20 protein-coding genes are annotated in these 22458 nt (G+C 37.7%); 16 read left to right on the top strand and 4 right to left on the bottom strand.

Going from position 1 to position 22458, the window contains the following annotated elements:
• Window positions 1-326: 326 nt before the first annotated feature.
• From RF007C_RS06065 to RF007C_RS05990, 16 genes are all read left to right on the top strand, one after another.
• Window positions 327-869, top strand: a complete 543-nt coding sequence (locus tag RF007C_RS06065; RefSeq protein ID WP_152537149.1) for a PglB — start codon at window positions 327-329, stop codon at window positions 867-869.
• A 91-nt stretch (window positions 870-960) separates the two neighbouring features.
• Complete coding sequence (locus RF007C_RS06060) at window positions 961-1896, top strand: sugar transferase (protein WP_275450838.1); 936 nt, start codon at window positions 961-963, stop codon at window positions 1894-1896.
• Entirely contained in the window at window positions 1893-2774 is an 882-nt protein-coding gene (locus RF007C_RS06055; RefSeq protein WP_037298250.1) for an NAD-dependent epimerase/dehydratase family protein, read from the top strand. The genes RF007C_RS06060 and RF007C_RS06055 overlap by 4 nt, the downstream gene beginning before the upstream one ends.
• Complete coding sequence (locus RF007C_RS06050; protein ID WP_037298248.1) at window positions 2775-3890, top strand: glycosyltransferase family 4 protein; 1116 nt, start codon at window positions 2775-2777, stop codon at window positions 3888-3890.
• Between the two features lie 87 nt (window positions 3891-3977).
• Window positions 3978-5105 (top strand): glycosyltransferase family 1 protein, encoded by a 1128-nt coding sequence (locus tag RF007C_RS06045; protein WP_037298246.1) that lies wholly within the window; start codon window positions 3978-3980, stop codon window positions 5103-5105.
• A 14-nt stretch (window positions 5106-5119) separates the two neighbouring features.
• Complete coding sequence (locus tag RF007C_RS06040; protein WP_161634877.1) at window positions 5120-5812, top strand: acyltransferase; 693 nt, start codon at window positions 5120-5122, stop codon at window positions 5810-5812.
• Between the two features lie 26 nt (window positions 5813-5838).
• Window positions 5839-6936, top strand: coding sequence for a hypothetical protein (locus RF007C_RS06035; RefSeq protein WP_037298244.1), 1098 nt, complete (start codon window positions 5839-5841; stop codon window positions 6934-6936).
• A 21-nt stretch (window positions 6937-6957) separates the two neighbouring features.
• Window positions 6958-7995 (top strand): hypothetical protein, encoded by a 1038-nt coding sequence (locus RF007C_RS06030; protein WP_037298241.1) that lies wholly within the window; start codon window positions 6958-6960, stop codon window positions 7993-7995.
• 22 nt (window positions 7996-8017) lie between these two features.
• Entirely contained in the window at window positions 8018-9514 is a 1497-nt protein-coding gene (locus RF007C_RS06025; RefSeq protein ID WP_037298239.1) for a hypothetical protein, read from the top strand.
• 2 nt (window positions 9515-9516) lie between these two features.
• Entirely contained in the window at window positions 9517-11028 is a 1512-nt protein-coding gene (locus RF007C_RS06020; protein WP_037298237.1) for an oligosaccharide flippase family protein, read from the top strand.
• A gap of 76 nt (window positions 11029-11104) precedes the next feature.
• A complete protein-coding gene (wecB, locus tag RF007C_RS06015; RefSeq protein ID WP_037298280.1) occupies window positions 11105-12223 on the top strand; it encodes a non-hydrolyzing UDP-N-acetylglucosamine 2-epimerase in 1119 nt (372 codons plus the stop codon).
• Between the two features lie 80 nt (window positions 12224-12303).
• Window positions 12304-13380 carry a mannose-1-phosphate guanylyltransferase gene (locus RF007C_RS06010; protein ID WP_037298235.1) on the top strand — a complete coding sequence of 359 codons (1077 nt, stop codon included), beginning with the start codon at window positions 12304-12306 and terminating at the stop codon, window positions 13378-13380.
• A complete protein-coding gene (locus RF007C_RS06005) occupies window positions 13377-14306 on the top strand; it encodes a type I phosphomannose isomerase catalytic subunit (RefSeq protein ID WP_037298234.1) in 930 nt (309 codons plus the stop codon). The genes RF007C_RS06010 and RF007C_RS06005 overlap by 4 nt, the downstream gene beginning before the upstream one ends.
• Before the next feature lie 15 nt (window positions 14307-14321).
• A complete protein-coding gene (gmd, locus tag RF007C_RS06000) occupies window positions 14322-15356 on the top strand; it encodes a GDP-mannose 4,6-dehydratase (protein ID WP_037298232.1) in 1035 nt (344 codons plus the stop codon).
• Window positions 15353-16267, top strand: coding sequence for a GDP-mannose 4,6-dehydratase (locus RF007C_RS05995; protein WP_037298229.1), 915 nt, complete (start codon window positions 15353-15355; stop codon window positions 16265-16267). The genes gmd and RF007C_RS05995 overlap by 4 nt, the downstream gene beginning before the upstream one ends.
• A 34-nt stretch (window positions 16268-16301) precedes the next feature.
• Window positions 16302-16490 carry a plasmid mobilization protein gene (locus RF007C_RS05990; RefSeq protein ID WP_037298227.1) on the top strand — a complete coding sequence of 63 codons (189 nt, stop codon included), beginning with the start codon at window positions 16302-16304 and terminating at the stop codon, window positions 16488-16490.
• Between the two features lie 138 nt (window positions 16491-16628).
• Here RF007C_RS05990 and RF007C_RS05985 read toward each other — a convergent pair whose 3' ends face one another.
• The 4 genes from RF007C_RS05985 to RF007C_RS05970 are packed head-to-tail and all read right to left on the bottom strand — an operon-like array spanning window position 16629 to window position 22441.
• Entirely contained in the window at window positions 16629-16859 is a 231-nt protein-coding gene (locus RF007C_RS05985) for a hypothetical protein (protein WP_037298226.1), read from the bottom strand.
• Between the two features lie 28 nt (window positions 16860-16887).
• Window positions 16888-17829, bottom strand: a complete 942-nt coding sequence (locus RF007C_RS05980; RefSeq protein WP_037298224.1) for a DUF4268 domain-containing protein — start codon at window positions 17827-17829, stop codon at window positions 16888-16890.
• A gap of 34 nt (window positions 17830-17863) precedes the next feature.
• Window positions 17864-20923 (bottom strand): type I restriction endonuclease subunit R, encoded by a 3060-nt coding sequence (locus RF007C_RS05975; protein ID WP_037298223.1) that lies wholly within the window; start codon window positions 20921-20923, stop codon window positions 17864-17866.
• 18 nt (window positions 20924-20941) lie between these two features.
• The gene (locus tag RF007C_RS05970) at window positions 20942-22441 is read right to left on the bottom strand and encodes a DUF3800 domain-containing protein (protein WP_037298221.1); all 1500 of its coding nucleotides are present in this window, start codon (window positions 22439-22441) and stop codon (window positions 20942-20944) included.
• Window positions 22442-22458: the final 17 nt, after the last annotated feature.

Here is a 22458-nt window from a genome sequence, read left to right as displayed (position 1 = left end):
TTCAGGGTAATATCATTGCATTACCTCGCATGAACACTTCCGACGTATCGGCGGAGAATTTACCTTTTGAGCTGAAGAAGGTCATTGGTATGTAAATTAGTTGTAGTATGTACATAAGAAGTATTGATGTATAAAAGTTGGCGGGTTGATATAAGCTGCTAAATATGTTAGCAGTTGATATGAGCTTGCTGATGAACACAGTGTGTAAAGGGCACACGGTTGGCTATTATACATTGTATTTCCGAGACCAGAGTATTACCCGGTCTCTAAAAGTCGTAGTATTGATCCATCTTGACACTTTTATAATCTTTTTAGGGGGCGTGTTTATGAAGAACTTACTTATCATAGGTGCTGGACAATATGGTATGGTCGCCAAGGAAATCGCAGAATCGATGAAGTGCTTTGAGAAAATCGATTTTGTTGATGATGTACATCCGTCTGCCGTTGGAAAGATCTGTGATATTAATAAGTTGATTCATGAATACGATTCGGCGGTTGTTGCGATTGGAAATACTGAGCTCCGCCTGAATCTGATAAAAGGATTATGCGAAATCGGCTATGAAGTGCCGACGCTTATACATGAGAAAGCATATGTTAGTCCATCAGCTAAAATTGGTATGGGCTGTTTCATAGAGCCTATGGTTGTTGTTCATACCGCAGTGAGTGTTGAAACAGGATGCATACTATCCGCCGGAGTGATCTTAAACCACAACAGTGTTGTTCACGAAGGCTGCCATGTTAACTGCGGCTCTGTTGTTAAAGCAAGAGCTGAAATCAAGGCCGGTACGCAGACAGGCTATAATGAAGTATGTGATACCGAGAAAGTTGAACATATGAAACAGCATGAGAAATTGCCTGTTGCTGTGTGAGTGGTTTTATTGGATGGTGAACTTGTGTAGAACACAGTATTGATATAGCAAAACTATGAGATATAGAATAATTAAGGTGAGGTAAGAGATTGTGAAAGAGCAGACTAAGAAAAATCTGAAAACAGCAGCTACGGTAACCGGTTTGGCTTTGGGGGCTACATATCTTGTTATGCGTCATATTGCTAAGAAACAGTATCCCGACTCTGTGTATGCTAATCAGCCGGAAGAGCAGAATCCGGTACAGGGTAGAAAAGTAGTGTTTGTCGAAAATGCGAATGATCCTGTGAACGCAGACGGAAAACAGGGACACCTTGAAGCTGTTGGAAACAGCACACATATCCCGACATTCTATGAGAAGTACGTCAAGCGCGGTTTTGATGTTGTACTCTCCTTCGGTGGCCTTGTTGTTTTAGCACCTGTTTACGCTGTTACGGCTCTTGCTATTAAGGCTGACGATCCCGGTCCTGTGTTCTTCAAGCAGAAGCGTGTGGGAACGGATAAGTCTTACTTCGAGTTACTTAAATTCCGTAGTATGAGTGTAAATACGCCAAAGGATGTGCCTACACATATGCTTCAGAATGGCGGCATTACAAAGGTCGGAGCCTTTATTCGGAAAGCCTCTATCGATGAACTCCCCCAGCTCTGGAATATTTTCAGAGGAAATATGAGCGTTATTGGTCCGAGACCGGCTCTCTGGAATCAGGATTATCTGACTGCTGAGAGAGATAAGTATGGCGCAAATGATGTGAAGCCGGGACTGACTGGTCTGGCTCAGATCAGCGGCAGAGATGAGTTGGAGATACCAGAGAAGGCTAAACTTGATGGTGTGTATGCTAAGACTCTGAAAAACAGTAGTATAGCAGGCTTCTTGATGGATATTAAGCTGTTTATGGGATCGATTACATCTGTTCTTAAAAGTAAAGGTGTAGTTGAAGGCGGAACCGGAGCAATAGCTAAAGAAATTGAAAAAGCTAAAACTATCAATAGCGATATACAACCTGATGAAGATATAAAGGCGGAAGTATGAAAAAAATATTGATCACAGGTGCCGGATCATATATTGGCACTTCATTTGAGAAATATATGAAACAGTGGCCTGATAAGTATCAGGTAGATACTGTGGATATGATTGGCGATGGCTGGATGAAGTACGACTTCTCCGGCTATGATACTGTTTATCATGTGGCAGGTATTGCACACTCTGACAATGGTAAAATCAGCAAAGAGAAAGCCAAGCTCTATTATGATGTAAACACAAAACTTACAATACGGACTGCTATGAAAGCTAAGAAGTCAGGTGTTAAACAGTTCATTTTCATGTCATCTGCTATCGTTTATGGTGATAGTGCGCCGATTGGTAAGAAGAGAATAATCACGAAGGATACTCCTGTTTCTCCTGCAAATTGCTATGGCGATAGTAAGGTTAGGGCCGAAAGAGGTCTAAAGAAGCTTGAAGATGAGAACTTTAAAGTAGTTATCTTGCGTCCGCCGATGATCTACGGCAAAGGAAGCAAAGGTAACTATCCTTTGATGTCTAAGCTGGCGCAGAAGATGCCTGTGTTCCCATATGTTGATAATTGTCGCTCTATGCTTTATATCGAAAACCTTATGGAATTTGTAAGGCTGATGATTGAGAACGAGGAGCACGGTACGTTCTGGCCGCAGAATGCTGAATACAGCAATACAAGTGAGCTTGTGAAGATGATTGCTGCAGAGCATTGTAAGAGAATAGTTCTTGTGAAAGGTGCAACAGTACCGCTAAAGCTTGCAGGATTAGCCACTGGGCTTGTTGATAAAGCTTTCGGCAACTTAGCTTATGATCAGTCATTAAGTGAATACAAAGAAAACTATAGAATTGCAAATTTAAGACGCTCTATTATGCTAACAGAGGATGTGAGTAAGTAAATGTCAGAAACTAAGAAATCAAAGAAGAGAGTACTGTTTCTAGTAAATCATGAAGTAGTAATCTACAACTTTCGGCTGGAAATAGTTGAGCGTTTGTTGGCTGACGGACATGAAGTGCACATATCCTCTCCTTATGGTGAGCGAATTGATGAACTTACTGCATTAGGTGCCAAATATCACGAAATAGTTATTAGCAGACACGGCTTGAATCCTGTATCTGAATTGAATCTGCTGAGAGATTATAAAAAACTGTTGAAGGAAGTAAAGCCAGATATCGTTCTCGGTTTTACTATTAAGCCGAATATCTATGGTGCTATGGCCGCAGACAGCCTCGGCATTCCGTTTGTTGCAAACATTACAGGACTTGGAACGGCTGTTGAGAACGCTGGATGGAAGCAGAAGGTCTTCATTAATCTTTACAAAGTAGCATTCAAGAATATACAGTGTGTGTTCTTTCAGAACACAGAAAACAGGCAGCTTTTTGTTGATAACAGAATTGCTATGGGAAAGCATAAGATGCTTCCCGGGTCCGGCGTAAACCTTGATAGATTTCCTGTCAGAGAGTATCCTTCTGATGAAAACGGCGTTGTTAGATTTGCTTTTATTAGCCGTATCATGAAGGAGAAAGGCATTGACTACTATCTTGCAGCTGCCAAAGTAATCAGGAAGAAATATCCAAATGCCGAGTTCCATGTATGCGGATTTTGCGAAGCAGAGTATGAAGGCAAGTTGAATGAATATAACGAAAACGGAACAGTCATCTATCATGGAATGATTCATGATGTGGCTGATTTCTTAGAAAATATTCACTGCGTTATTCATCCTACTTATTATCCGGAAGGCCTAAGTAATGTACTTCTTGAGGCAAGTGCTTCTGGCAGACCGATTATCACAACTGATAGGTCAGGCTGCCGAGAGGTTATTGATGATGGCGTGAACGGATATATGATTCCTTGCAGGAATGGCAGAAAACTGATTGAAGCAGTTGATAAGTTCATGAGACTTTCAAATGATGAGAGAAGAAACATGGGATTGGCTGGCAGAACTAAGGTTCAGAATGAATTTGATCGACAGATTGTAGTTCAGAAGTATGTTGATGAGGTTGAGAAGGTTTGAAGCATTAATTTATAATATTTTCTTGTATAGAAGAGTATGAAATATAACTCTTCAAATAAAAATGTCAGAATTAAGGAGTGCCTATAGATGGAAAAAGATATAAAACCGATAAGAGTATTACATGTTGTTACTCATCTTAATCGTAATGGCCTTGAAAGTAGAATAATGGATATATATAGAAATATAGATAGATCAAAGGTGCAATTTGATTTTATGATCCATAGAGAGGAACTTGGTGACTTTGGCGAAGAGATTAAGCAACTAGGCGGAGAAGTATATCATATGCCAAGAATAACACCCCGAAATTTTATAAGATATATAAAAGAATTGGATGCATTTTTTAGTAAACACAAAGAGTATAGGATAGTACATGCTCATCTTAATTCATTATGCACATGGGTACTTCGATCAGCTTATAAACATGGAGTGCCTGTTCGAATTGCACATAGTAGAAATGCTAGTATGGAAAAAAATCTTCGTGGAATACCTAAAATGATTTCCAAATTATTTGTTAATAAGTATGCTACAGATAGATTTGGATGTTCGCAAATGGCAGGAGATTGGTTATTTGGAAAAAAGTATTCTCGCGGAAAGACTTTTAAAGTGATACCAAATGCATTTCAAGTTGATCGTTTTGTGTGGGATCCAGCATTACGTGATAAAAAACGTCAAGAGTTAGGCGTATCAGAGAATACAGTTTTTTTGGATGTTGCAAGATTATCGGAACAGAAAAACCATATTTATCTATTAATGGTTTTTGAAGAGATTAAAAAGAAAATTCCAAATGCAATTCTTTTATTAGCAGGTGCTGGAGAGTGTGAAGAGAAAATTAGATCATATATTAATAATCACAATCTTTCTGATTCAGTTTCTATGTTAGGGGCGAGGTCAGATGCTGCTGAATTATACCAAGCAGCAGATATGTTTTTATTTCCTTCTAAATATGAAGGATTTGGAACCGTGGTTATTGAGGCACAAATGACAAATTTGCCTATAATAGCTAGTGACACAATACCTTCAGAAACAAAACTATGCGATTGTGTCGATTTTCTTTCTATTAAATCTTCACCTGTTTGTTGGGCTAAAAAAGCAACTGAAAAAATAAAAAATGGCGTTAGAAAAGATAATATTCAGATACTTCAAAAAGCTGGATTTGATATTCGTAAACAATATATTTGGATGCAAGAGTTTTATTTAAAAAAATATAAAGAGTAATGCGAGTGAGAAATATGTTGGGAAAAATCAAGAGAGTGATTTTTACTTGTAATAGAGAGAAATTTGTTGCATATTTAAAAAGCCTTGGAGCTGAAATTGGAGAAAATGTATACTTCGTTAATCCAAGAAAAACTCGATTCGACTATAATAGAGCGCCTTTTATTAAAATAGGTAATGAAGTAGTTATTTGTTCTGGCGTGTCAATTATCGCTCATGATTATAGTTGGACAGTTCTTATGAAAGCGTATGATGAGGTGTATCCAACAGGAGGCGGGCAAATAATTATTGGTAATAATGTTTTTATTGGTGAAAATTCAACCATTTTGAGAAATGTTTCTATTGGAGATAATGTGATTATTGCAGCAAATGCAGTAGTAACAAAAAATTGCGAAAACAATAGTGTGTATGCTGGCGTTCCTGCAAAGAAGATTATGTCTTTAGATGAATATAGAGAAAAAATGAAAGAATCATTAAAGGATGAAATTCATAATAATATTCAATCGATCATGAATAGAAAAAAAAGGCTTCCAAAGCAGGAAGAAATGATGAACTTTTCATTTTTATTCTTACCTAGAAATGAGGAAAGTATTCAACTTGTTTCTAAGCAATCATGGATTGGGTGCGATAAATCTAAAATGGTATCACTTTTTAAGACATCCACACCGTTATATAGTTCTTTTGAGGATTTCGTGGAAAACAACAAATAACATAATTTTGAGAAAGCAGGAATGAGATGAAAAAAATTGTATATTCGGTATATCATGACTTGCGTTGGGAAGAACGTAGCAGAGAAGTGCTAGAGGCGCTTCAACAGTTTGCCGAAGTTTATATTATCACATATGCTGATATACCAGATAAGTGTAAGAATAAATTTACTCATCCATGTATTGTAAAAAGTGTATTTAAAATACCTGGAAGTAGATATTTCAATTATGTTAGAGAAACAAAGAAAATGATAAAAAAAATCAAGCCAGATGTTGTTCTTTTACATGATTTTCCAATTCTGATATCATGGTTAAAAAAAGCATTTCCATCAACAAAAATAGTATATGATCAAAGCGAATTAGTTATTGATAGAAAAGTTAAATCAATTAAAACATTTGGGCTTTCATTAATTGATAGAATTGAAAAGAGAGATGTAAAAAAAGTTGATGTATATATAGCGGCTAATCAAGAGCGTGCTGATATTGCAAAAAAACATTTTAAACTCAAAAATCATATAATTGTTTTTGATAATATGCATAGAATAGATGGAACGGTAGATGAAAAGGTTTGTGAAACTAAGTACGCACCTTTATTTGCAAAAAGCAGTTTTACTATAGTTTACGGAGGGGGTATTAGAGAAGATCGCGGTACTTTTGAAATAGCTGCAGCGCTAAAAAAACTTGGAGCAGATTATAATTTGATTATTGTTGGAAACGACTGGGGAAATAAACAAAACTTTATATCCTATTTAAAAGACAACAATATTACAAATGTTGATTATATAGGCTTTATTGATAGAAATGAATGGGGATATTTATTAAAATGTTCGAAAGCAAGTATTGTGTTTTTTTTGCAAAATACAATCAATAATACGTATTGCGCTTCAGGAAAAATGTATGAAAGTCTTTTTTTGGGTAAACCCATTATTTGTTCTACTAATCCTCCATTAAAGCATTTGTGCGATAGATTCCATTGTGGTGTATGTTCAGAAGATTTTGCTTCTTCAATAAAAAATTTAAAAGATAATTATGAGTATTATGTAGAAGGCGCTAAAAGCTTTATAGAAGCTACAGATTATGATGGAAGGATTAATAGGCTTGCTGATTCAATTCAAGAAAATGTTTGATTAGAGAGGAAATATACATATATGAAAAGGATAATAGTAGCAGAGATCCTGTATCCTATAGGTCATAAAACATATGATAGAAAAATGATTGAGTTGCTTGCGCATGAAAATTCTTTAACAGTTTTGAATTATAAAGGTTTCTTGGATGAATTTGTAAACGACAATATTGAGTATGTAGAGCTTCCTAAGCAGATTATTATAAAAAAACATGAGCCATTTATTCAGTCTGGTATATACTATAATCTTCGAGTTATAAAAAGAATAATAAAAAATAAAAAATATGATGCTATAATCTTTTTGTCTTGTAATAACTCAATGCTAAAGATAATAGGTAATATGTTTAAAGGAACAAAGGTATTTGTTATTCATCATAATGATATCGATGCATTAAAAACAGAAAAGCAGCTTAAAAAGTTTAAAAGAGGAATGAATTATGTTGAACATATTACTTTAGCTGATTTCATAACCGAGGGACTCGCTCAAAAGACAGGTTGTCCTATTACGAGGATTCATACAATTCCGCATCCCCTCATTTCTCGCATATTTGGATATGATGATTTGCAAGAACGTGATAAGACACTTGTAGGTTTAGGATTAAGTAATGATGAAGCATTTATTGATTCTTGTATCGAAATAGATAAATCACTGCCAAATCCTTTGAATTACACAATAGTGCTTCGTTCAAAAATAAAAGAATATAAAGGAAAATCTCTTAAAATTATAAAAGGTTATTTGGATGATGAAACATATAATAGGTATTATTATTCGGCATCTGCAATTATAATTTGTTACCCCAAACAGTTTCAAAATAGATACAGTTCAACATTAATTAATGCGATAGCTCAGAATGGAAGAGTTATTTTCAATGAATTTCCTATGGGAGAAGCAGAGAGCAAAAAGTATCCACATATCATGTCTGTTGTTAAGAGACCTAATGATCTATTTACTATTAATGAGAGTTTCTTTTGTTCTCCTATTGATCAAAGAGAGAGAGAGCTTTTCCTTGAGGAGCATTCTGATGACAAAGTAATTGAATCGCTACATAATATATTAGAATGATTATAATGAGGATTAAAATGAAATGAAGTTAAGTGCAAGGAATATTCAAATAGCTCCTATTATTTTTGATACTATATTAATGTTACTATTTATTTTGGGGGTTCAATTACCTATTGTTGGTATTATAACTGGAGTTTTAGGTTACATATTATGCCTGTTTTATATCCTAAATAAGGACTTATGTAGATCGTTTAGATTCTACACTATTTTTTTAACAGCATCAATAGAGGTAAGCTATTTTGCTACTGGTGTACGAGATGGTCAAACTGTCTACAGTTTTATTGTTTTACCATATGTCACTATTTACATGCTGTTTGGAATTAATTTTTTTATGTTTTTAATCATTGCATGTTGTAACTGGAATGCTAACGTAAAAAACTGTCAAAATAAAGGTTTGATTTTTTTATATAAGGCTAGCAATTATATGATGATAGTTGGCCTGTTAATGTGGTTAATAACATATTTGTTGAATGATAACAATATATTCGGCCAATCTTGGTACCATACTATGACTGTTGCCGAAGTATATCGAATGTCAATTTTATATTTTACTGTTCATAATGCGATTGTATTACTAGTAACTAATAAAGATTTCTGTAAGCAATTAGAAGTAACTTTAACTAATCTACTATTCTCACTTGTACCTGCTGGATTATTAGCGACACTTATTGGTTTTAATGGGTATAGGGCTGGTCAGAGCAATATGCTAATGTTACCGCTATATGCTTTTTTTGCATTTAGTTTATTTGCGTTTCCGCAGTATAAGCAATTCAGAGATAAAAAGATAGTATTTTATATTTGTGCAATCGCTATGTTTGGTTTAATGATCATTAGGCCTACTCCTCTGGGTGGGAAATGGTTCTTGTCAATTGTTTTTGTTCTTGCACTAATAATTTATACTTCTTCACCAATTTATGGGTTAACTATGCTTTCTTTAGGAATGGTTACATTTGTTTTTCTTACACAAACAGAGGCTATTAGTTACATATTTGGCGCAGATAGTTATTTGTTATTAAAATATAATGAGGCGAGTGAACTGTTTTCAACATTGTTCGGAAAAAATGAGAATGTAATAAGTGGTTCGTCCTCTTCATTTAGATTAGATGAATTAATTAATATAATGTATGAGTATGCTAGTAAACCAGGATATATTATTTTTGGAAAAGGTATAGTTGGAAGTACTCTTCATCACACTAATTCGTTGTCTTGGGACGGTGCGGGCAGTTTTTCTGCAGTTCAAAGAGAAGCCGGTGTTTATATTCGAGTACATGAAAGTATAAATTTGATTTTTTTAAAATATGGTATAGTAGGTTTATTTGGAATGGCAAAAATTATTGGATATGGAATTAAAAGTGTAAAAAAAGCACCGTGGGCGGTTATTGGGATTCTTTGGTTGTTATTTTATGTTGGTGTATATCAAACATTATTATTTGGGGCTATTGCTCTTGTTCTTGGTTTATACCAAGCTAATCTTGATAATGAATATGAACTTTGTAGTAGGAAGAATGAGAGAGAGTAAATATGCGAAAAAAAAAGTTATTATATAATATTGTTTCATCACTCACATATCAAGTGGTCCTTTTTGTAAGTGGGTTTATTATACCAAGATTTATTCTCCGCGCCTATGGATCAGAAGTGAATGGTTTGGTTACTTCACTCACTCAATTCCTTGGATTCATCTCTTTGTTAGATTTAGGTGTAGGCGCAGTTGTTCAATCTGCTCTTTATAAGCCTCTTTCGGAGGGAAATATGCAAAGAGTAAGCGAAATAGTAAACTATTCAAAGAAATTCTTTAGAACAGTTGCCTCCTTATTCTTAATATACATTGTTGGATTGTGTATTATCTATCCTTCACAAATCAAATCAAATTTTAATCCAACATATATCGTAAGCTTAATAGTTATTATTTCTATTAGTCTTTATGCTCAATATTTTTTTGGAATTGCCAATCAGCTTTTACTGAATGCTGATCAAAGATTATATGTTCAGAATATTATTAACACCATAACGGTTATTCTTAATACAGTTCTTTCGGTTATTTTTATATTAATGGGCGGATCTATCCATATTGTAAAACTAACGACGTCTTGTGTATTTTTATTAAGACCGTTATTACTCTCTGCTTTTGTAAAGAAATTCTATAAAATAGATCGAAATATTAAAGCTAGTGGAGAAGTTGTAGATCAAAAATGGAGTGGATTAGCACAGCATTGTGCTAGCGTTGTAATGAATAATACTGATGTATTTGTATTGACTATATTCGCTTCATTAACAGATGTTTCTATTTACTCTGTTTATCACCTTGTTGTTATTGGGGTAAGGCAATTTGTTCAAGCTTTTACAAACGGTTTTAATGCTTTATTCGGTAATATATATGCAAAAAAGGAAAAAGAATTATTAGATAAAACGTTTAACAGTTATGAATCTCTCTTGAATTATTTGGTTGTATCTGTTTTTACAGTTACGAGTATAATGATAGTTCCATTTGTTTCAATCTATACTAAAGGTGTTGATGATGTAGATTATACTTATCCCTTATTTGGAATATTAATGGCTATAGGGCAAGCCCTTTTTTGTTTGAGATTACCATATAATACTATGATAGTTGCTGCTGGTCATTATAAGCAAACACAAAAATCGGCTATGATAGAAATGCTTATTAATATTGTTCTATCAATTGTTCTAGTGTTTAAATATGGGTTAATAGGAGTTGCAATCGGAACGATAGCAGCGATTATATATAGAACATTATATTTTGTATATTATTTGTCTCGTAATATTATGAAGCGTTCCATTAAGCCATTTATTGTTCATATCGCTGTAGATGTAATATTTATTCTTGTGGCTGTATTTGCTTCAAGGGTTATTTCAACAGAACCAGAAACATATAGTCAATGGATGATTGTTGCTATTCAAAAGAGTGTTATTGTTTTTGTTGTCGGACTGATTATAAATGTTTTATTCTTTAAATCCGATTATATTTACATATTGAATAAATTTATAAGAAGGAAGAATAATAGTCATTCTTATTAATTCTTATGTGATTAAAGATTAGATAATATTATAATTAAAAGTGAATTAGAGTCTAATAACAAAGGAGAAAAGTATGATAAAAAAAATCATGACAGTATTTGGAACAAGGCCAGAGGCGATAAAAATATGCCCACTGATTAATGAGATGAAGAAAAGATCTGGACTTAAGGTTATTGTTTGCGTCACTGCACAACATAGGCAAATGCTTGATCAGGTGCTTAAGACTTTTGACGTTGTTCCAGATTATGACCTAAACATTATGAAAGAACGGCAGACCCTTTTTGATATTACTACTAATATATTAATTGAAATTAAAGAAGTATTGGAAAAGGAAAAACCAGATGTTGTATTAGTTCATGGTGATACTTCAACAACGTTTGTAACTGCTTTGGCTTGTTTCTATCTTCAGATTCCAGTTGGCCATGTAGAAGCTGGACTCAGGACATATAATATCTATTCTCCATATCCGGAAGAGTTTAATCGTCAAGCTGTAGGTATCGTGAGCCAGTATAATTTTGCTCCCACACAACTTGCGGCGGATCATTTAATTGCAGAGGGAAAGAATCCTGAAAATATCTATGTAACAGGAAATACAGTTATTGATGCTATGCAACATACTGTCAAGGAAAATTACACTCATCCTGAACTAGAATGGGTTGGAGATTCTAAGCTTATCTTTATTACCGCTCATAGGCGTGAGAATCTTGGTGAGCCAATGCATCATATGTTTAGAGCAATCCGAAGGGTGCTTGATGAGCATCCTGATTGTAAGGCTGTGTATCCTATTCATATGAATCCAGTTGTTCGGCAAGCTGCTGATGAAGAGCTTGGAGACTGTGATAGAATTCACATTATTGAGCCGATAGAAGTATTTGATTGCCACAACTTTGAAGCTCGGAGTTTCCTGTGTCTTACAGATTCTGGTGGAATACAGGAAGAGTGTCCATCTTATGGCGTACCTGTTCTTGTTATGAGGGATACGACTGAAAGACCTGAAGGTGTTGAAGCTGGAACATTAAGGCTTGTTGGTACCGATGAAGAAGTTATTTATAAGGCTTTTAAAGAGCTACTTGAAAATGAAGAGGAATATCATAAGATGTCTCATGCCTGCAATCCTTATGGTGATGGTCATGCATGTGAGCGAATAGCTGATATTCTTGAAAATGGTTTATACGATCCTTGGGTAGTTTCATAAGTATGGTTTATTTTCAAAAATAATGTGAGATAATGTTAGAAGGTATGAACTAAACTAAATATATTATTAAGGAGTAAACAATGAATCATTATGGAGTAATTATGGCAGGTGGCGGTGGAACTCGTTTCTGGCCATTATCAAGACAAAAAACACCAAAGCAGCTTTTGAATCTTTCTGGTAAGGATTTAATGATAAATGAGGCTGTAGAACGCATGGCGACAGTTATAGGCAAAAGTAATATCTTCATTGTAACTGCAGATTTACAGGCACCAGCAATGATAACTGCAACACACGGCAAAGTGTTTCCGATGAACATTCTGGCTGAGCCTGCTGCAAGAAATACAGCAGCTTGCATTGGTTATGCAGCAATGGAGATTTATCGCAAATATGGTGATGGAGTAATGATTATTACTCCAGCTGATCATTATATTGAAAATGTACCAGCGCTGACTGAAATATTTAAGACAGCAATTCTAACTGCTGAAGAACAGGATAAATTCGTTACTATTGGTTTAAAGCCGACTTTCCCTTCTACTGGGTTCGGATACATTAAATATGATGCTACAGTTTCTGATGCAGTGAAGCCTGTTATTGAGTTCAAGGAAAAACCAGATGAAGAAACAGCAAAGAAGTACATTGAAAGTGGGCGTTATGCTTGGAATAGCGGTATGTTCATATGGAAGGCTTCTTTTATTTTAAAGAAGTTGAAGGAGTATGTACCGGATATATATGCCGATCTGAAGAAGATAGGTGACGCGATGAATACACCAAGTGAGCAGGAAGTATTGAATGATGTTTACCCTAACATCCGCAAGATATCCATTGACTATGCTGTTATGGAGCCAAGCGCAGCAAAGGGAGATGTGCTTGTTATTCCTGGTGACTGTGGATGGAATGATGTAGGAAGCTGGGATATGATGGATGTACTTCATACGCCTAATGAAGATGGCAATATTTTGCTTGGCGATGTTATTGCTATTGATTCTAAGGATTCTGTGATTTATTCCTCTGGTAAAACTGTAACTGCTGTTGATGTTGAGGGGCTTGTTATTGTTGAGACACAGGATGCTATCATGGTGTGTAAGAAAGATAGGGCACAGAACGTCAAGAAGATTGTTGATGCTCTTAATGAGGCTGGCAGGAAGGAATTGCTATGAGCATAGATCCTATTGTAAAACTTTTTCCTGCATTTAAAGACTATCTATGGGGCGGAACAAAACTCAGAGATATTTATGAAAAGCCTTGTGATTTTGATATTATTGCTGAAAGTTGGGAATTATCAGCTCATCCTGACGGAACGAGTGTAGTAGCAAGTGGTCAGTACAAAGGAACACTTTTCACTGAATATCTTGAAAAGATAGGATTATCTGCTCTTGGAACGAAATATGATGCTAATAAAGAGTTCCCGCTTCTTATAAAGCTCATCGATGCAAAGCAGAATCTATCTGTGCAGGTTCATCCTGATGATGCATACGCATTGCAGCATGAAAATGGCTATGGTAAGACTGAAATGTGGTATGTAATTGATGCTGAACCTAATGCTGGTCTCTATGTCGGTTTTAACAGAGATGTCAGCAGAGAAGAAGTAGCTCAGAGAATCAAGGATAACACAATAGTGGATGTTCTTGATTTCAATCTTACAAAGCCCGGTGATGTATTCTTTATACCGGCGGGTACCGTCCACGCAATCGGTGCCGGAAATTTGATTTGCGAAATTCAGCAGAGCAGTAATAGTACCTATAGATTGTACGACTATGACAGGCGAGATAAGTTCGGCAATCAGAGAGAACTTCATCTTGATAAGGCTCTCGATGTACTGAATTATCATAAATATGAGTCTATCCATTTCGATGGAAAAGTAAGTTGCAAGTATTTTAATGTTGTTTTTTTGGATGTTAAAGGAAGGCAGCGGATTACATTGACAAACGACAGCTTCTATTCAATCACTTGTATCAAAGGATCAGGTACTCTTACGCTGGGCGAGACAATGCCCATAAACTCGGGAGAAACAGTATTTATTCCTGCAACTGATGCTTTTTTGATTGTTGAAGGAAATTTATCGATCGTAATATCTAGAATGTAAAAGGAGAAAACACTAATGAAAAAGGCACTTATTACGGGTATCACAGGACAGGACGGATCTTATCTTGCAGAGTTTCTGCTCGAAAAAGGCTATGAGGTTCATGGTATTATCAGAAGAGCTTCTGTAGCTACCACATCTCGTATAGATCACATCCTCGATAAGCTGATCATTCATGAGGGGGATCTTTCAGATTCTTCTAGCATTATTCGTATCGTTCTTCAGGTAAAGCCTGATGAGATATACAACCTTGCAGCACAGAGCCATGTACAGGTTTCTTTTGATGCAGCGGAGTACACAGGTGATGTTGATGCTATTGGCGTTCTCAGAATTCTTGAGGCTGTACATACTGCTGGTCTTGACAAGACATGCCGTGTATATCAGGCATCTACTTCTGAGCTTTATGGTAAGGTAGAGGAAGTTCCCCAGAACGAAAATACACCATTCCACCCTTACAGTCCCTATGCAGTTGCAAAGCAGTATGGTTTCTGGATGATCAGACAGTATCGTGAAGCTTACGGCATTTTTGCCTGTAACGGCATTCTCTTTAACCATGAGTCTGAGCGCCGTGGCGATAACTTTGTTACACGTAAGATCACTCTCGCAGCAGGTCGTATTGCTTGTGGTCTGCAGGATCATCTTGAACTTGGTAACCTTGATTCACTTCGTGACTGGGGTTATGCTAAAGACTATGTTGAGTGCATGTGGCTGATTCTTCAGCAGGATGAGCCAGACGACTATGTTATTGCAACAGGCGTTCAGCACACTGTTCGTGAGTTTACTACTCTTGCATTCAAGAATGATGGTATTGAGCTTGAGTGGAAGGGTGAAGGCCTTGACGAGAAGGGTTACGATAAGAAGACAGGTAAGATGCTTGTTTGCGTGAATCCAAAGTGGTATCGTCCTACAGACGTTGTAAACCTCTGGGGAGATCCTACAAAGGCAAAGACAAAGCTTGGCTGGAATCCGCAGAAAACAAGCTACGAACAGCTCTGTGCTATTATGGCAGAGCACGATCTGCAGCTTGCTAAAAAAGAGGCAGAAGGCAAGTGAAGGCTCTGATTACAGGCAGTGCCGGCTTTTACGGAAAGAATTTGTGCACTGAGCTCGAAGGAAATGGTTATGAAGTGATTCGCTGTGATCTAAAAGCAGAGAACAGCATCATTTCAATGGACATTTTGAATTCGGATATGGTGCTGGATATTATATCTCAGCACCGTCCGGATGTTTTAGTTAATATGGCTGGACAGGCAAATGTTGGATTATCATGGAAGAAACCACAGCTTACTGTACAGCTTAACACTATCGGATTGATCAATATACTGGAAGCAGTAAAAACTGTTAATACCCAAATGAGAGTTATTGCAATCGGTTCTTCCGATGAATATGGAAATCTTAAAGAACGTGGAGCTAATGTGGTAGAAGAAATGCTAATTAGCCCTATGAATCCATATGCGATTTCCAAGCAGGCGCAGGAGCAGTTTGCGTTGCTTTACAATAAGACCTTTGACATGAATATCTGTATGGTACGTCAGTTCAACCTCGGCGGTGCTGGTCAAGCTAAAGGGTTTATGATCTCTGATTTTGCATCTGGTATTGTTGAGATTGAGAGAGGAAAGAGAGAATATCTGTCTGTAGGAAATCTTGAGAGTGCAAGAGATTATACTCATGTGAAAGATGCTTGCCGTGCGATTAGGTTAATTGCTGAAAAAGGCCATGCAGGAGAAGTCTATAATATTTGTTCTGGTTCTACACATACAGCACAGGAAGTACTCGACAAGCTTGTTAATTTAGCAAAAGTTCAGATTGAAATCTGCAAAGATCCAGCTAGAATGAGACCAAGCGATACACCAGTGGTATGCGGAAACCACGATAAGTTAACAGCACATACAGGATGGAATCCTGAAATTGGATTTGATGCGATTATCAATGATGCACTTGAGTATTGGAGAAACGCGATATGATTAGGAGAGATGCCAAAAAAGGAGGCCAAAATCAATGAGAACTAAAACTCCGGATCCATCCACAGTACGTTCAACAGTAATACGCCTCCGGGTAACGGAGGCAGAAGTTGAACTGTTCAAAAGAAAAGCTAGAGAAGCTGGTTGTAAGTCTGTCAGCGAGTACATTCGAGTAAGATGTATTGATGGTATTGGAACGATGCTAGAGAACAATACTAAGGAATAAAAAATAATCCTCGGAGAGAAATGTGAAAACTCACAACTCTTCGAGGATTATCTTTAGCAGTCGCACTTTAGTGATTAAAACCGTAACGGTTTACACAGCAAAATCCAACGTGAAGCATACCTTGTTTGGTAACGCTATTCATTCTTTTTTAAGTGTTGTGATTGCTTCCTCTACACTTGCTATCAACATTGGCCTTCTCATCTCACCGACCATGATATCAAATGGATCTCCGGTTCCTTCTCCGTGCATTAAGCAGTCTGCGTCAGTGGTTTTGAGCCAATGGAGAGCGGCATTGAGACCTGTGAGTGTAGATGTATCAAAACCCTTCAGATTTAGGAAGGTTAAATTTATACTGTTCTGTGTGTGCATATATGTGGTTACTCCTTTGTATAGATAGTCAATCTCCTGAATACTGATTTACAAATGGTGAAAAAGCCTCTCTGATTGCGATTACCAAGTCGATGGCTTTATTCATCAGATCTGGATAATTGCTTTGGTCATTAAAACTGAGTTTAGGAATATATGTATAGATGGCAGAAGCCTTTTTATTGTCCAGCTTATCCCATTCGAGTTTTACCTTAGCTGCAGATTCTATCGTGTCTTTGTTTTCAAAGAAATAATCAAACATATCCTTACTGTCATCAATCCACAGACCCACTCTAATTTTATGGTCTTTATGAACTAAATCTATGGAGATGTGGCATTTTGAGGAACCTACAGCTACAGTGTACCAATGATCAGTAGAAGGTTTGTGTTTATTGAAAGGTTTCCCACGCTCATCAATGACATCATTAAACTTCGTCCAGAAGTCGAGACGGTGCTTTTGACGTTCATTAAGCTCACCTTTTTCTGCGAGAGCTTTTACGTTCTTTACAAAATCGTTCGGTTGTTCGATTATCTTGAACATCGGCGCCGGATCGGAATCACCGATTTTATAAGCATGAATCTCGATCAAGAAGAATGAAACGTTGTCATCTGTGTGATTGTTCAGCCATTCAATAGCACTGGCGTGTTCATCTCTTGCATTAGCTACTATCCATACTACGACACTTGCATCAAGTCCGGAAGCATAAGTAATAATCTTTCCAAGATGGTCGTGGTTTGTCTGCTCAAGCTGATTCTCTATAAGCACAGATTTTCCAGTCAGCTCGTCTTTACAGATGATATCGCAGCGATAGCTGCCAACGAACTGCTCGGTGTTTACGTCGGATAGCGATAGATTCAGAACTTCTCCGAGCGCTTTTATATTCTCATCTTCAGCCAGCCACTTTGAGAAGTCATACTGTTCATGCGCCCATACTTTTCTGATATCAACTTCTTTTATTTTGCCGAGTTTCATTCCTGTTCCTCCAATAATAATACTGTCTTTACAATTATATGTTCATGATATTATCCGCCCATAGCTCACATTGTTGCATAACCGTAGTAACCGCATCATCCATACCTTCTGGCGGATAACGATGATCTTTCAGGAGCTTGCGTATCATCATACGCATTCTTGCTCTTGCCCCTTCGCGTTTCTGCCAGTCAATTGTGCGGCTTTTGCGGAGTTTATCAGCAAGTTCTTTTGTGATAGCGATAAGTTCCTCATTCTCATAAAAGTCCTTGATTGCCTGAGGTTTGGTGAGTGCATCGTAGAATGCAAGTTCATCAGCGGTAAGTCCAAGATCTTCGCCTGCTTTTTGGGCTTCTCTGATCTGCTTTGCAAGGTTGAGCATTTCCTGTATTACTTCCTCATTGGTAAGCATACCATTGAGATAACGATTCATAGCACTTTGCATTATCTCGCTGAATTTTTCCGATTTTACGAGGTTTGTCCGCTTATAGATATACACCTGTTCAGCTATCAGGCGTTTCAGCAACTCAACAGCAAGGTTCTTTTCTTTCATCTTAGAGATTTCCTCCAAGAATTTCGGATCAAACAGTGAGAAGTCCTGTTCCTTGTCCGAGAAAAGATTGATAACACCGTCACTCTTGATACTCTGTTTCAGCAATTCATTGATTTTAGCATTGATCTCCGGAAGTGAGAGCTTCTTGCCTCCGCCACCCTGGTTGAGAATGCGCATCAGCAGAACACGCACCGCTTCAAAGAAAGCAGCTTCTTCACGCTCATCTTCCTCAGCGATAGAGGAACACAGCGAAAGTGCCTGTTTCAGCAGCAGAGCCTCTTTGGTGTAGCTTTCTCTGTCTTTCTCCCTCTTTCTGTCCATAAGGAAGTTGACTGCACCTGTGATCGTGCGTCCTGCCGTAAGCTCATTACCGCCGAAAAATGCAGAATAATCATATTCATGGAGTAGATCACGGCAGACTTGCAGCTTCTCCTGAAACTTCGGATATGCGACCTTGGCAATATCGGTATTGCCATAGTTCTTCTTGTCACGAACGGTATAATCGTTCATAGCCTGCTTCAATGCACCTGCTATGCCGACATAATCAACGACCAGACCGCCCTCTTTGTCACGGAACACTCTGTTAACACGGGCGATAGCCTGCATCAGATTATAGCCCATCATAGGCTTATAAACGTACATCGTCGCAAGGGACGGCACATCAAAGCCTGTCAGCCACATATCGACCACGATAGCGATTTTCAGCGGACTTTCATTGTCCTTGAATTTTGTTGCAAGCTCCTCTTTGTGGCGCTTGTTTCCGATGATACTGTGCCATTCTTCGGGATCTTTGTTAGAAGCCGTCATAACAACAGCAACCTTTTCCTCCCACCCTGGGCGAATTTCAAGGATACGCTTGTATATCTTCATTGCGATAGCACGGGAGTATGCAACGATCATCGCCTTACCTGTCAGCAGGTTCTCACGATAGCTCTCATAGTGATCGAGAATATCGTCAACAAGGGATTTTATAGTATCATCGTGACCGAGGATTGCTTCCATTTGTCCAAGCTCACGCTTGCTTTTCTCTATAACATCAGCATCGGCATTCTGCGCCATGATCTCATATTCGGTGTCGATCAGTTTCAGGGTGCTTTCATCGAGCTTCAGCTTCATGACACGGCTTTCGTAATAAACAGGACGAGTAGCACCGTCTTCAACCGCCTGCGTCATATCGTAAATGTCGATATAGTCGCCGAACACCTCACGGGTGTTCCTATCCTCTCTGGATATAGGCGTACCCGTGAAGCCGATATATGTAGCATTCGGGAGCGTATCACGGATAATTCGAGCCGTGCCTATAACCTTACGGGCAACAAGCTCGCCGTCCTCATTCTTTGTCATCTTGATTTTTTCTGTCAGACCGTACTGTCCTCTATGAGCTTCATCAGCCATAACGATGATATTTCTGCGCTCGGACAGCGGTTCGCCCGACTCCTCAAACTTCTGCATCGTGGTGAAGATAATGCCGTTTGCCTTGCGACCTTCGAGCAGAGTTTTCAGGTGTTCACGGCTCTCAGCGTGTACCGGTTCCTGTCGTAGAAAAGCCTTACACTTTGCAAACTGCGAATAGAGCTGATCATCAAGATCGTTTCTGTCCGTGATAACAACGATAGTCGGGCTTTCAAGAGCTGATTGCAGTAAATGGGCATAGAACACCATAGACAGCGACTTACCCGAACCCTGCGTATGCCAGAACACACCGCCTTTACCGTCCGTGACAGTAGCTTTTTTGGTGGATTCAATAGCCTTGCGAACGGCGAAATACTGATGATAGCCTGCAAGTATCTTATAGCTTTGCAAGCCCTCGTTGGAGAACAGGATAAAGTTTTTCAGAATATCGAGCAGACGGTCTTTTGTGAAGATACCCTCAAAGAAAGTGTCAAACTGGGCGAACTGCGTATTTTCATAGCTGCCGTCCTTTGTTTTCCACTCCATATAACGATCTTCGCCCGAAGTGATCGTGCCTGCACGGTTCTCCGAGAGGTCACTCATAACGCAGATCGCATTATATATGAACATAGACGGAATGGAGTGCATATAGTTCCTGATCTGTGTGTAGGCTTCGGAAGCGTCCGTTTCCTCACGGGACGGAGATTTCAGCTCCATAAGCACCACGGGCAGACCATTGATGAACAGCAGGACATCGGGGCGCTTCTCGTCATTCTCAATGAAAGTCCACTGATTCGCCACAATAAAGGAGTTGTTGTCCGTGTTTGAGTAGTCCACAAGGTAGCAGATTGCAGAGCGTTCCTCGCCCTTATCGGTGTAACGGACTTCAATGCCGTTTTGCAGATAGTCCATGAACACAGCGTTTTTCTGCACCAGCTCGCCGTTTTCAAAGTTTTGGAGCTTAAAAAGCGCATCGCTGATCGCATCATCGGGGAGTGTGGGATTTAGCCGATAGAGTGCCGCTGTCAGCTCGTCCATATACAGTGGGATACGATAATCACGGTCAATCGCCGGACCGTAGGCGTGGGTGTAGCCCATTTCCTCGAATAGCTGTATAATAGCGTTTTCGTATTTTTCTTCGGTGTAGGGCATATTCTATCAGCTCCTTATCTATAAAATGTCTACATAGTATCTGCCTTTTATTCTACTAAAGACAACCTCAGATGGAAACAAGTTTTGTCCCAATTTTGCCATTCCTATTACGGTCATCGCCCATTCGCTCAACTGCTCAGGCAATCTAAAACACTTGTTCTCAGGTTCACTTGCAATAGTTGCTAAAGGATTACAGTCTTTATCAAACCCAACAGACAGTACAAGATACTTGGTATGCCCTTCATTTATCACCAATTCAGGCTGCTTATTGACATCAAAGTAAATCTTTGCGCCCTTATTGTCTCGGAAATACTCATCTGTTTCGGGAACAACAGGCTCAACAGGCAGTTTATTGTGTATCCTATTAAAGTGTTCTTCAAGTCTGCTACACATACAAGCATTGCAATACTCAGGGTGCATATCAAAGTCTTTCTGTATCTCATCAGCCGACTTGAAATGATTCATATAATCCAACAGCGCTAATAGGCAGATAAGATCGTCAGAATAATTGCCGGCATAGATTTTATACCAATCATTGTTAATCTCTAAAAGAATATGGTACAGCCTTTTATATAAGCATAGCTGTTTTTCATTCAACTTAAACCAAGTTTTATCAAGTAAAGTTTTTGAAACTACGGAGTTATTACTGTCGTTATGCAATGAATGAAACAATGATTTCATCAACTTACCAACAATACCTGCCAGCATATCAGCAATTCTTAGCCCAAAGTGATTTTTTGAGTTTAATTCTCCACAATTCATTAAACCGACTTCTATCGCTGCTAAAAGCGTTTTACTTTGCTCTCCTTCTTTGCCTTCTTTATCAATTGTAAGAGTATAATCATTGATTTTCTTGCTCTTTAGATAATAGTCAAATCCAACAAATGGTATATGATAATCCCAACTAAGCGTTTGAGGCGGCTTAACATCTTGTAAAACCATAAGAATATTTGAAAGAGCTTCATTTTCAGATGCTTTTAGAACAGGATTTCTTTTATTTAACTCAATTCGTTCCTTGAAAAATAATATCAAAGATTCCACAAACACTTCTGGCAAGCTATAGATATTCTGTAAAACACAATCAGGATGATATGTTAGAACAGTTTTTACGATTGAATACTTTATTGCATCCATGTCAACAAAGAAGTTATTATGGTAATCCTTGAACAGTTGCAATATTATGAATTCAAGCTTACTTTCTATACAAAAATAGATATAAATATTGTTATCTATAATCTCAAGCAATTCATCAAGTAATTCTATGTTTTGTTTGTTAAACGAAGCAAAGCCACATTTAAATTGATTGCTTTTGAAGGTATCACTTTTTAATTCACCTTTTTTCTTACGCTCAGCATACTTTTCTTCAAAAGCCAAATATTTCTGCTTTATCTCAGCTTCTTTGTCTGATTTCCATCCTACAATAGCGACAAGGAAATTATCATAGTAGGTTTCTCCAGTAATTGTGGAGAGATTGATAATACGGCTATGTTCGGACTCATCATAATAAAAGTTATACATTATCTTCCTCTCCTAAC

Source organism: Ruminococcus flavefaciens 007c, from assembly GCF_000571935.1.
Lineage (GTDB): Bacteria > Bacillota > Clostridia > Oscillospirales > Ruminococcaceae > Ruminococcus > Ruminococcus flavefaciens_F.
This window is presented reverse-complemented; position numbering and strand designations above follow the sequence as displayed.

What these genes read in the sequence shown, in the direction of transcription:
- RF007C_RS06065 (WP_152537149.1), top strand. Translation starts at nt 327, where the DNA reads ATGAAGAACTTACTTATCATAGGTGCTGGACAATATGGTATGGTCGCC.
- RF007C_RS06055 (WP_037298250.1), top strand. Translation starts at nt 1,893, where the DNA reads ATGAAAAAAATATTGATCACAGGTGCCGGATCATATATTGGCACTTCA.
- RF007C_RS06050 (WP_037298248.1), top strand. Translation starts at nt 2,775, where the DNA reads ATGTCAGAAACTAAGAAATCAAAGAAGAGAGTACTGTTTCTAGTAAAT.
- RF007C_RS06045 (WP_037298246.1), top strand. Translation starts at nt 3,978, where the DNA reads ATGGAAAAAGATATAAAACCGATAAGAGTATTACATGTTGTTACTCAT.
- RF007C_RS06040 (WP_161634877.1), top strand. Translation starts at nt 5,120, where the DNA reads ATGTTGGGAAAAATCAAGAGAGTGATTTTTACTTGTAATAGAGAGAAA.
- RF007C_RS06035 (WP_037298244.1), top strand. Translation starts at nt 5,839, where the DNA reads ATGAAAAAAATTGTATATTCGGTATATCATGACTTGCGTTGGGAAGAA.
- RF007C_RS06030 (WP_037298241.1), top strand. Translation starts at nt 6,958, where the DNA reads ATGAAAAGGATAATAGTAGCAGAGATCCTGTATCCTATAGGTCATAAA.
- RF007C_RS06025 (WP_037298239.1), top strand. Translation starts at nt 8,018, where the DNA reads ATGAAGTTAAGTGCAAGGAATATTCAAATAGCTCCTATTATTTTTGAT.
- RF007C_RS06020 (WP_037298237.1), top strand. Translation starts at nt 9,517, where the DNA reads ATGCGAAAAAAAAAGTTATTATATAATATTGTTTCATCACTCACATAT.
- RF007C_RS06010 (WP_037298235.1), top strand. Translation starts at nt 12,304, where the DNA reads ATGAATCATTATGGAGTAATTATGGCAGGTGGCGGTGGAACTCGTTTC.
- RF007C_RS06005 (WP_037298234.1), top strand. Translation starts at nt 13,377, where the DNA reads ATGAGCATAGATCCTATTGTAAAACTTTTTCCTGCATTTAAAGACTAT.
- gmd (WP_037298232.1), top strand. Translation starts at nt 14,322, where the DNA reads ATGAAAAAGGCACTTATTACGGGTATCACAGGACAGGACGGATCTTAT.
- RF007C_RS05990 (WP_037298227.1), top strand. Translation starts at nt 16,302, where the DNA reads ATGAGAACTAAAACTCCGGATCCATCCACAGTACGTTCAACAGTAATA.
- RF007C_RS05985 (WP_037298226.1), bottom strand. Translation starts at nt 16,859, where the DNA reads ATGCACACACAGAACAGTATAAATTTAACCTTCCTAAATCTGAAGGGT.
- RF007C_RS05980 (WP_037298224.1), bottom strand. Translation starts at nt 17,829, where the DNA reads ATGAAACTCGGCAAAATAAAAGAAGTTGATATCAGAAAAGTATGGGCG.
- RF007C_RS05975 (WP_037298223.1), bottom strand. Translation starts at nt 20,923, where the DNA reads ATGCCCTACACCGAAGAAAAATACGAAAACGCTATTATACAGCTATTC.
- RF007C_RS05970 (WP_037298221.1), bottom strand. Translation starts at nt 22,441, where the DNA reads ATGTATAACTTTTATTATGATGAGTCCGAACATAGCCGTATTATCAAT.